Annotated in this window: 10 protein-coding genes; all 10 read right to left on the bottom strand. The window is 47.8% G+C overall.

The features are described from left to right. Position 1 precedes the first annotated feature (1 nt). Genes HZF10_RS08225 through HZF10_RS08180 form a run of 10 tightly spaced genes read right to left on the bottom strand, consistent with a single transcriptional unit; the run spans position 2 to position 10957 of the window. Positions 2 to 1066 (bottom strand): glycosyltransferase, encoded by a 1065-nt coding sequence (locus HZF10_RS08225; RefSeq protein ID WP_176005716.1) that lies wholly within the window; start codon positions 1064 to 1066, stop codon positions 2 to 4. Continuing rightward, positions 1066 to 2208 carry a CapA family protein gene (locus HZF10_RS08220; protein WP_176005715.1) on the bottom strand — a complete coding sequence of 381 codons (1143 nt, stop codon included), beginning with the start codon at positions 2206 to 2208 and terminating at the stop codon, positions 1066 to 1068. Before HZF10_RS08220 ends, HZF10_RS08225 begins: the two co-directional genes overlap by 1 nt. Further along, positions 2205 to 3104, bottom strand: a complete 900-nt coding sequence (locus tag HZF10_RS08215; protein ID WP_246282510.1) for a glycosyltransferase family 2 protein — start codon at positions 3102 to 3104, stop codon at positions 2205 to 2207. The genes HZF10_RS08220 and HZF10_RS08215 overlap by 4 nt, the downstream gene beginning before the upstream one ends. Further along, a complete protein-coding gene (locus tag HZF10_RS08210; RefSeq protein ID WP_176005714.1) occupies positions 3101 to 4198 on the bottom strand; it encodes an EpsG family protein in 1098 nt (365 codons plus the stop codon). Before HZF10_RS08210 ends, HZF10_RS08215 begins: the two co-directional genes overlap by 4 nt. Then, positions 4195 to 5349, bottom strand: a complete 1155-nt coding sequence (locus HZF10_RS08205) for a glycosyltransferase family 4 protein (RefSeq protein ID WP_176005713.1) — start codon at positions 5347 to 5349, stop codon at positions 4195 to 4197. Before HZF10_RS08205 ends, HZF10_RS08210 begins: the two co-directional genes overlap by 4 nt. Further along, positions 5346 to 6071, bottom strand: a complete 726-nt coding sequence (locus tag HZF10_RS08200; protein WP_176005712.1) for a glycosyltransferase family 32 protein — start codon at positions 6069 to 6071, stop codon at positions 5346 to 5348. Before HZF10_RS08200 ends, HZF10_RS08205 begins: the two co-directional genes overlap by 4 nt. Continuing rightward, entirely contained in the window at positions 6068 to 7189 is a 1122-nt protein-coding gene (wecB, locus tag HZF10_RS08195) for a non-hydrolyzing UDP-N-acetylglucosamine 2-epimerase (protein ID WP_176005711.1), read from the bottom strand. Before wecB ends, HZF10_RS08200 begins: the two co-directional genes overlap by 4 nt. 3 nt (positions 7190 to 7192) lie before the next feature. After that, positions 7193 to 8170 (bottom strand): polysaccharide pyruvyl transferase family protein, encoded by a 978-nt coding sequence (locus HZF10_RS08190; protein WP_176005710.1) that lies wholly within the window; start codon positions 8168 to 8170, stop codon positions 7193 to 7195. After that, a complete protein-coding gene (locus HZF10_RS08185) occupies positions 8167 to 9453 on the bottom strand; it encodes a hypothetical protein (RefSeq protein WP_176005709.1) in 1287 nt (428 codons plus the stop codon). Before HZF10_RS08185 ends, HZF10_RS08190 begins: the two co-directional genes overlap by 4 nt. Further along, positions 9446 to 10957 (bottom strand): lipopolysaccharide biosynthesis protein, encoded by a 1512-nt coding sequence (locus tag HZF10_RS08180; protein WP_176005708.1) that lies wholly within the window; start codon positions 10955 to 10957, stop codon positions 9446 to 9448. Before HZF10_RS08180 ends, HZF10_RS08185 begins: the two co-directional genes overlap by 8 nt.

Here is a 10957-nt window from a genome sequence, read left to right as displayed (position 1 = left end):
GTTATTTCGCTAAAATCTGGTTGTAAACGGCAATGTGTTCGGCCACGGTCTTGCGGATGTCGTATTGTTTGACGCGCTCCAGACAGCGTTCGACGACCTGATCGTAAAACGTCTTGTCGCCCAGCAATTGCGTGACGCAGTCGGCCAGTTGCTCGTGATTGTTGTCTTCGAACATCAAACCCGCATTTTGGTTGATTTCGCGCAAACCGTTCACATTACTTGTAATCAAAGGCTTTCCGCTCGCCAGGCATTCGAGCGAAGAAATCGACAAGCCTTCGGAATGTGACGAAATCAGGTTGATGTCACAGCTTTTGAGCAATTCGGCCACGTCGCTTCTCAATCCTAAAAAATGGACTTTGTGGTCGACTTTGAGCGTTTGGGCCAAAGCGATGCAGTCTTGTTTGAGGTTGCCTTCGCCTACCAACAACAAATGGATGTCGTTGGGCAGCAACGTCATGGCTTTTATCGCCGTCGGATGGTCTTTGGTCGCGTTGAATCGTCCGACCATGATGATTTTCTTCGCATCCGCGGGAACTTCGGGAATAGCTTTCGGTTTGGCGTTGTAGAACGTTTCGAGGTTGATCCCGTTTTCGATCACGGCGAATTTATCTTTGGGGAAACCGAGCCATTTCTTGAGCGAATCATCGGCTTTGCTGCTTATCGAAACGATTTTTTTGTAGCGGCCGTAACTGAATTTCTCGATCGGTCGATAATAGGCTTTCGAACGTCTTTTGTTCGTCGTGCAATGTTCGGTCACGATCATCGGTGTCTTCCCGAAAACCACCGAAGCGAGATATTGGGCCGGGAAAAGATGCACGTGCACCAAATCGAAATCCTTGCTCAATTTCTTGATGAAGCCGATGTTTTTGAACGAGTACAACCCGAACGGGCTGTAATGGATCTTGATTCCCGCGTCTTCTATAGGCTTGATGAACAAACTGTCCACTTTTCGCAGCAACAGCAATTCGACGTCGAAACCTTGTTCTTTTACCAGTGGCAACATGTCGGCGATGAGTTTTTCCGCACCGCCCGTTCCTAGCGAATTTATGATGTAAAGCAACCGCATCAGTCGATTTTCTTGTTAAGCGTTTCTATCATGATCTCGCGGTGCGTCTCGCATTTGAACAAATTGAGCACCACGTTTTTATGGCTTTCCGATTGGAAAAACAGTTTCGGAAACAGCTTTTTCGCCATCAACGCGCGCACGTATTTATTCTGCACGAACAGCAACGCCTTGTAACTGTCTTTTTGCGTCTTGAGGTAGTTTTGCCAAGCTTCGCCGAACTTTTTGTCGTCCGCGATGGTCTCGTTCAATGCTTCGAGTCGCGAATCGAAGTCTTTCCTTTCGGATTCGGACAACAGTTCCAACGTCGATTTTTCTTCGCGTCCTTGCTTGTACGGGATGATTTCGAAACCGAGCTTTCCGTTGTCAAGACCGAATTCGACCGCATAACCTTCGGTCCATTTGCCTTTTTGGTATTTCTTTTTGTAGTCGAAGATGAAATTCCCGAGCCCGTAGAAAATCGGCTTTCCGTTCCAGGTTTCATATCCCGAAAAACAATGCGTATGATGGCTTACGACGGCGTCGGCTCCGGCATCGGCGAAAAAACGGAAATTCTCGCGAACGCGCGGGCTTGGCAATTCGTAATGCTCACGGCCGCCGTGAACGATGACGATAAGGAAATCGACTTGTTTTTTGGTTTCCGATATGTCGTAAAAATTCGAAACCGGATTGAGCGGATTCGCACCGTATTCATCTCCCGTGGTTGTGCAGAACTCGTTTTCGGCAAAATTCAAAACGCCGATCTTGATTCCGTTTATCGTCGTGGTGAACGGTTTTCTTGCTTCGGACAAATTCCTGTCCGCACCGACGGTTTCTATATTCGCTTTTTTACAAACGTCAAGCGTCGATTTCAACCCTTCGGAACCGAAATCCATGATGTGGTTGTTGGCCAAAGTCGCAAGATTGAAACCCGCGAATTTCAAAGCTTCGATCGCATTGGGTTTGGACTTGATGCAAGGACCGGATTTCTCTATCGGATTATTGGTTTCGGTAAGCGGGCACTCGAGATTCGTGATCGCCAGATCGGCCGACTTCGAAATGGGTGAAAACGAACCGAAAACGCTGTCAAAATCGTTGTTGTCGATGAAACCTTGGTTGCGGTTTATCGGGCAAAAATCTCCGGTGATGACTATTTTGACGCTCATTGGTTCTTTGCTTTTTGCTTGATATAAAAATACACGATAACGCCGAAAGGCACGGCCAGCAACGTCAAAGGTACATTCGGATTTTTGAAAAGAGGCGAAATTCGCTTCAACTGTATGTTATTGGCCACGAAATGGATCGCGTTGCGGAACTTTTGCTTGAACGTGACGCCGTATTTCATAGTAATCGTACGCGAATAGGCGAATCCTTGCGGATGACGACGGTATTGCTTGAAAATGTTGCGCGATGAACCGTCGGGCAAATATTCGACGATGCACACGACTTCGTTAAGCGGAATAAGGTCGTATTCTTGGTCGATCATCAGGTACAAAATACCGAGAGGCACGAACTTCTCGCCTTCGAATATCGGATACAAAGGGAATTTCTTGACGACTTCCGTGCGGTAAATGAGTTTCTTGTCGCCGGTTACGTTGTGTTTTTGGTACAACTCGCCAAGCTTGCACGTCTTGAGATGTTCGGGGATTTTCTTACCGATGACTTTTCCGTCCTGATACGCGTCGAGTGCGACCATGCCAGCGATATTCGCACCGTCGTTTTTGTGTTTGTTCCAGTGTGCGACGATTTTTTCTACGGCGTCATCGGGCATGAAATCGTCCGAATCTATGCAGGTGTTGAGCTCGGTCGTGATGTTTTGGTAAGCCGTGTTGTGGCCGCCGTGCATGCCCTGGTTTTGCTGATAGATGTATTCGATTCGGATTTTATCTTCGGAAATCCAGCTTTGAACCAATTCTTTCGTATCGTCCGAAGAACCGTCGTCTATGACCATCCAGACGAAATCGCGACTCGTCTGTCGCAGCAGGCTTTGGTAAAGCTGGCCCAAACAATACGCACGGTTGAAAGTGGGCGTAAAAACGGTTAATGTGGCGTTGGTCATCATCCTAAAATAACATTCAAAATAAACGAGAGCATGAAATATGAGAGCAGGATTCTTCCGACGATTATATGCTGCTTTTCAAAAAATTTATTGACGAGAAACGGATAAATGATCACGATCCCAAGCAAGAACCAAGACAGGTACGCAAAACGGTTCGAGAACGTCGCTTGTATGAGCAAAATCCAAAAAGCGTTTGCGATCAGGTAAATGTTGTAAAGCCTGATATAAAGCGCGTCCTGGAATTTTTTCTTGATGATGAAATACCATCCGGCGTACACACCCGTGAAACTGTACAGCAAGAAATCCCATCGGAAACCCGTTTGGCTGAATTGTTCGGTAAATTGGCTGTCCTCTTCGAAATAGCCGGCAAGCCTGTCGTTTTCAACCAGGCCGAGACCCATGATGAAATTTTCCCAGAACTTGCCCAAAATCAGCGACAACGGAATCGCTATCAACCATATTTTGAGGTAATTTTCAGATTTTGCATGGTATCGCGTAATGATATAAGCCGCAATCGGGATCAACAACGATTTGTGGAACGACACACCGATAAGCATCCAGATCGCCATGACCAACAGGTTGCGTCTGGTCATAGCCAAAATGAAGAACGAGGTGGCGATCCCGTTCCTGATCCCGTTCGTGCCGTATGCCCAAAAAGACATGGAGACGACGAGCATCACAAAAGCATAAAACCAGTATTCGGGGAACATTCTCCTTACGGCAACGTACAGCGGAATGATATACATGAACGCGCAAAGCAGGAAAAAGACCTCGACGGTCATGATGCCCGAACAAAATTTCATAAAATAGTTGAACACCCAATCTTTGGTTTCGATCGCGGGAAGCCCGTCTGCATATCCTTCGAAAGTTACGGCATAGGTGCGCATGTCGCCGAAATAAAAACCGCTCACAGGGCGCAAGCCGATGTACAAAATCACAAATCCGAACAGTATCTTACCTACTATAATCTTTCGCTTGACGTTCCTTTCGTCGTCTATTGCAGACTGGAACGACTGCAGGTAGGCTATCAATATCACGAGCGATAAAGCATAGTAATAAATGGCCTCGTAGAACGGTAAAGGAACAAACGTAATCATTTCGATACGAGGTTTATATTAAATGCCGAGTCTTTACGGTTGGCTCTTATAAGGTCTTCCCATTGCTTCATCACCGATTTTGCGCTGAACCGTTTTACGTTTTCGATCGCATTTTCGCTCATCCGGATACGTAAGCCTTCATTATTCATCAGCGCGAGCAATTGATCTGCCAAGGCTTGCGTATCATTCGGCGGCATCAAAAATCCGTCCGATTTCTGGGTAATGATGTGTCTCGGCCCGCTCGGGCAATCGAAAGATACGACAGGCAAACCGTTCGACAAGGCTTCAAGCAGCGACATCGGGAACGTTTCGGTGCGCGAACTCATCACATAAATCGAAGCTTTGGCTAGTTTTTCGTTGATGTTGTCGGTCGCACCGGGAAATTTTACAGGATTCCTGAATGTGTTTTGGGAAAGCTGGTTTTCGATTTTTTGACGCTCCGCGCCTTCTCCGTACACGACCAATTCCCAATTTTCGATTTTGCCGTCGAGTTTTTTCCAGGCTTCGATGAGCAGATCGTATCCTTTTTCGCGGCTCAATCGACCTAAAGTGATGACCGTTTTTTTACGCTCGAACGGATAGACTTCTGCAGTTTCGTCATAAAAATTCGGAATGACAACCGCGTTTTTCTTTTTGAATTTGTCGAATTCGGTCTGGTTCAACAATACGATTTTGGTGTATTTCGATTCGGCGTAACGCGTGATTGCCTTTATGAAACGCGTTTTGATTTTGTGCGGGAACGACAGTCTTTCATAACCCATCTTGAATCCGAACCAAGAGGTGTGGTATTCAAAATACGTCGGAAAGCCTTTGGCGGCAAATGGCGTTATAATGTGCGTCAGGGTTTGCGAAACCACGAAAACCGCGTCGGGTTTGTAGTCCGAAACGAACGCTTTGAGTTTTTGGTAGTGTTGTTTGAAAAGCCCGAAATTTTTCGGGTGGTACAAACTTCCGCCGGGATAATTTATGCCTAAATCGAATTGTTTGACTCTTTCGGAAATCGGCAAAAACGACGGTTTACCTTTTTGGACGCAAGTCAAAAGCGCAACCTCGTAGCCATAAACCTCTGCCCAATAATTGAGCTTCTGGATCAGGATCTTTTCGGCACCTCCGTGCAGGTAAACCTGGTCTGTGAGGTACAAAAGTCTCATCGGCGTTTTATGATGTCGATGACAAATTGAACGGGTTTCGGTCCGACGATGTTCATGACCTTCATCTTGAAGTTGTTGCGCCAACGCGCTTTTGCGGGAATCCACGATTTGGCGAAATGATGGATGCAGGCCGAATTTTCGGTAAGCTCCAATTTTCCCGTCTTATAGCTTTTCGGGCAAAAATAATCGTTCGGATAAAACGTCACATAACCTTCGATTTCCTGGAAGGTGTTAGTCATCTTGAAGCCTTTTTTCTTCATCATTTGCGTGATGATGAACGTGTTCGAAGTGGTTTCCATCGATCCGTCGGCGTTCACGAACGGCTTGTCGTCGTAATACGTAAGCAATTCTTTGACCCAAGCACCGCCTTTTTCGCTGGCCATGATGCCCGTCGGGACGAAATCGTCGTTCTCGAAACCCGAAAACGCGGTGTGATGCAGGAATTCGTCGAGCGGTTTCAACACTTCCACGTCGGTATCCATGTAAATGCCGCCCATTTTGTCCATGGCGTACAAACGTGCCACATCCGAAACGAAAGCGAACTTGCGGTTCTCGAGCGCCTGTTTGGTGAAAATGAAATCGTCGATCGGGAAATTGTCTTCATTCCATTCGATGATTTCATATTCAGGCAGGAATTTCTTCCAGGATGCGATGCATTTTTCGGCCAATGGTGGCAAAGGATTGCGTCCGAACCAGCAATAATGGATGACTTTGGGAATCATGTGAGTCTCTTTTTAAGGAATTCGACGATGCGCTCATTGGCTTTTCCGTCTCCGTATGGGTTGTAGGCTTTCGACATGTTTTCATACACCGAGCGGTTGTCGAGCAATTCGAAAGCGTTTTTCGCGATCGCGTCGGCGTTCGTGCCCACCAATTTAACGGTTCCGGCTTCGACAGCCTCGGGCCTTTCGGTGGTTTCGCGCATCACCAGAACCGGTTTCCCCAGCGATGGTGCCTCTTCCTGTACGCCGCCCGAATCGGTGATGATCAATGTAGCTTGTTTCATGATCCAAACGAACGACGGATAATCGAGCGGTTCGGTCAAATGTATGTTCGGATGGCCCGCAAGCAAATTGTTCACGGGTTGCTGCACGTTCGGGTTCATATGCACCGGAAATACGATCTCTACATCATCGCGGTCTGCGATTTCGGCCAACGCCTTGCAAATATTGAGGAAGCCTTCCCCGAAATTCTCGCGCCTGTGACCGGTTACGAGCACCACTTTTTTGCTGAAGTCTACCTTGGATTCCAATTCCGAAATCCTGTCGTTCGTAAAGTCGTTATCGAGTTTGGCGACCGTCCACAGCAAGGAATCGATCACGGTATTTCCGGTCACGGCGATAGCATCGGCAGATATATGTTCACTGAGCAAATTGTTTTTAGACGTTTCGGTAGGCGCGAAATGATAGTCGACGATGCGTCCGGTAATCTGGCGGTTGATCTCTTCGGGAAAAGGAGCGTACTTGTTGTACGTGCGCAATCCGGCCTCGACATGGCCCGAAGCGACGCCGCGATGGAACGCCGACCACGCGCAAATGCTCGAAGTCGTCGTGTCGCCGTGCACGAGCACCAAATCGGGTTTATAACTTTCGAGAACGGCATCCATTTCCTTGAAGATACGGCCACTTAAAGCGTTCAACGATTGATTCTTGGTCATAAGGTTAAGGTCGAAGTCGGGTACGAGCTCGAAAAATTCAAGCACCTGATCGAGCATTTCGCGGTGTTGTGCCGTCACGCAAACCTTGACCTCGAAATCGGTCGTGCGCAATTCATGCACAAGCGAGGCCATTTTGATGGCTTCAGGTCGCGTTCCGAAACAAACGAGTATTTTTTTTGCCATATGCTACTGGTTCAAAGCTATGAATTCCCGGCATTTCGCCTTCAAAGGTTCGGCCAGCGCATGGTGTTTTTCAAGATTTTTGACCATGGTGTTGCGGTCGATTTTACCTTCAAGCCCGAAATTCGTCGTGAATTTTCCGGTTTTGGCGTCTACGTCTACGCGGTTGAAAAGATCGAGAATTCCGTCAAATCTACATGAATCGACGAAACTGTCAAATCCGTTCACGAAAATTACGGGCGTCCCCAAAGCAAGGCAAGGCAGTGCGCAATGGATTCTAGAGGTGATCACCAATTTGGCTTTCGCATATTTTTTGAGGATGTCTTCGGCCATCGCGAACTTTTGCTCGTCTGTATGGATTCCGGCAGGCGGTTCCTGATCGACGTATTTCGCGTTTGCCAGCAAATCGGCATCGATAAAGCCTCTGAGGTGCTTTTTCTTGTCGCCCAATTTGAAAATCTTGCCGTTTTGTACGCTGCGCAAAAGCGTTTTCCAGTTGTAGTTCACTTTGGCCCAGTTCGGATAACTGTACAACGGATCGACGATGTAGATGTCGTCCCCGCGTTCGGAATCATCGACTTTATAACTGTCAAGAGTCAACGTCAAGCAACCTGTGAAATAGGCGTCGATTCCTTTTGCTTTGAGCGTATCGGCAGAAAACTGGTCGCGGCAACCGATCGGTTCGTGCTTCTTGAGATAGGCGATCCCTTTTTCGGATAGCATGTTTGGAGCTGCCGTATTGTTGATGTGGAACGACACGAACAAAGGTACGATGTCGTCGCTCGGCACCCAATTTTTGGTATTGTGCGTGAACCAGCCGTTGAGAATGATTTTGGTCTTTCCTTTGTGGTAATCGGCCATGTGCTCGCGGTTGACCAATTCGTCTACCTGCGGAAGATATTGCTTGGCGGCAAGGCTTTGGATGTTATCGCCTACATTGTAGAACCGTTTGTTTTCGTCGTAAGAGAGCAGTCCGTATTTCATGTTGTCTTTAGAGCGCGGCGGATTTTGAGATACCATTGGAACAAACGCGGGAATTTGCTGATGAGTGTAAACTTGAGCTTTTTCTTGCCCAATTGCGCATCAATATTGCGGTTGACCATGGTTTCCAACGGCAGCGCGGCAAAGGTAGCTATATTATTTTTCTCCGTTTCGGGATTTTCGATGAAATGCAGGTTTTGGGCAGATGCCGCTTTTTCTTGCAAACACCGCCATTCATAAGCGACTCCGGTAGTCATCACCGCGTTTTCGCCAAAATTCTTAAACAGCAGTTCATAAAAATTTGACGGAATGTTAAACCCGTAATCGTCGGGGTTTTCGCCGCACAATATAAAACCGAGCATGGTTCGTTGGCATTTGGCGCATTTACTGCAGTTCTTGCCGTTTCTCAATTCAGAATAACACACGCGCAACTGGGTGTTGTGTCCGGTTTTTTTCGCGAATTCGACGATATTTTCGATTTTTTCGGTGCGTCGAAGGTGGAAACCGTCGTGTATGACGCTCATCGATGCCCATTTCACTTTCTCGTCGGTTTCGGAAGTCGAACCCCAACCGAACGACACCTCGCCCGTATTCGACGAAGCGATCATCACCGTATTGATGCCTTTGAGCCAGCTCAACGGAGCGATCATGCTGATGAGCGCCATGCCGTGCTGGATTTTCCCCCACCACGAAATATCGACCAACAGATCGACTTTGTGTGTATAGAAGGTACGCAGGTTGCTTTTCACATACAGCACACGATCGTCGGCAATTATGGTTTCCTCTTTATTGAACCGTTGGAATTCGTCCCAGCGTTTGGTATCGGTAAGTTCGATATCGGCGCCCCAAACCGAAACCAGATAAGGATTGTTGTCGATGTTGCGCGTCAAAGCTTCGAAAGCGTCCAGTCCGCCGCTGAAAAGCAAGGCCGTTTCGTCTCCTTCAATTTTATTGCTCACGACTTTGGTAGCCAAAACTTTCGTGTTCGGTTTCACTTTGGCAAAATGCACCGCGAATTCTTTTTTGAGCTCTTCGAGGGAATGTAAGAATGTCGCGTCGGCTTCGGGAACTTCGATATCAAAGCCCGCAAACCACGATATGGGCGTAAAATTCGCAAGGAAAGGAACAACGGCAATGCTGGCCGGAATCTGGCTTACATCTACTGTATATTCAACGAAATACGATTGCTTTTTATTGAAATAGTGCGAAAGCGCAGCACCGTACGAATAGTCGTAAACGATGCGCTTTCCGCCATTTTCGAACCGCAATCCGTCTAGCTTAAGCATGTGATTTCTTTTTTAGGAACGGAATGGAACTCGATATGACGGCGCGTTCCGAAGCGTTCATCCCGAATTTGTAGACCAACGCGCAGTACACGATCCCGAAAGCCGAAATCTTGAGTACGAGGTTGAGCCAATTTTTTCCGGGAAGGAAGTCGATTCCGTATCCGATAAGCAAAATTACGAGAAACGCCGGCAACAATCCGCCGAACAATTCCTTGAAAAAACGTCCGATCTCGAGCCTTATGACGCGTTTGTAATAGATGTTCATGATGATCTGGCTCAAAATCCATCCGCCTGCCGAACCATAAATGATGCCGACCAATCCGTAAAATTGGGTGAGCCACGCACCTATTCCGGTTCCGATGGCGATCAGCGAAATATACGTGACGGCCTTGAACGAAAACATGCTTCGTGCCTCAAGTATCGAATTCGCAAACGACTGCACGAGCGGCAACGTATACGAAAACATGATGATGATCGCCACGATGAACGAATCGCGGTAATTGTCGCCAACCCACAAATGAACGAACTGGCGTCCGTAGAGCAGGAATCCGCCGAGGATCATCAGAAGTATGATCAATGAGAAACGTCCGATGCGCGTCATTTGGTCGGTGAGTTCGTCCGCTTTGGCTTCGAGTACCGTCATTTTGGTCGCCCTAGGAAGGAAAACCCCCGAAATCGCCGTGGAAAATGCACCGTAATACGTGCCCAGCAAAATCCCTACGCCGTAAATCCCGACCGCTTTGGGTCCGATCATATCGCCCAAAATCAATTGTCCGGCGCGCCATTGGAACTGGCCGACCATCGCGAAAATGAAAATCCAGATCGAATATTTGAAAATCTCGCGCACGAGCTGCATCTCGAAACTGTACAATTTGAAACGCGCCTTGAGGATGCGCAGCACGTAATACGCGTTCATCGAAATGACGATCACGTTGATCACCGTATCCAAAACGACGATCGAAACCGAATCGCCGCCCCAAAGCAACAATCCGACGACCATAAGCGAACGCACGCAATACTTGATGATGTTGAGCGCGCGCGGATACACGAAATGCTCGTAAGCCGAACAAATTGCCGTGAACGCGCCTCCGGGCAACGTGATCGCAAGGTTGAAAATCAGGATCGAAAACATGATTTTGGCCTTCTCGAGTTCGGCCGGCGTGAGCTTTTCGAAAACGTCGGCGAGGTTGAAATACAAGCCGATCCCGACAATGGCGATAACAGCCGAAATGATGCCGTAAATGATCATCACGGTCGCCAAAAAGTTGTCTTCGGCCTGCCTGTCCTGCTTGGCGCGGAACTTGGCCACAAATCTTACGATGGTGTTGTTGAGCCCGAAATCGAGTACGCTGATCGTGCCGATAAGCGAGCCGATCAACGTGTACAATCCGTATTCGCTATCGCCGAGATGCTTGATGATGAAAGGCGTCAACAGCAATCCGATCCCATTTGTCAGTATAATGGTGACATAGGAAAGCGCTGCCCCTTTTTTGAGTTGGCTCAT

This window comes from Flavobacterium agri (genome assembly GCF_013401995.1).
In the GTDB taxonomy this organism is placed as follows: domain Bacteria; phylum Bacteroidota; class Bacteroidia; order Flavobacteriales; family Flavobacteriaceae; genus Flavobacterium; species Flavobacterium agri.
This window is presented reverse-complemented; position numbering and strand designations above follow the sequence as displayed.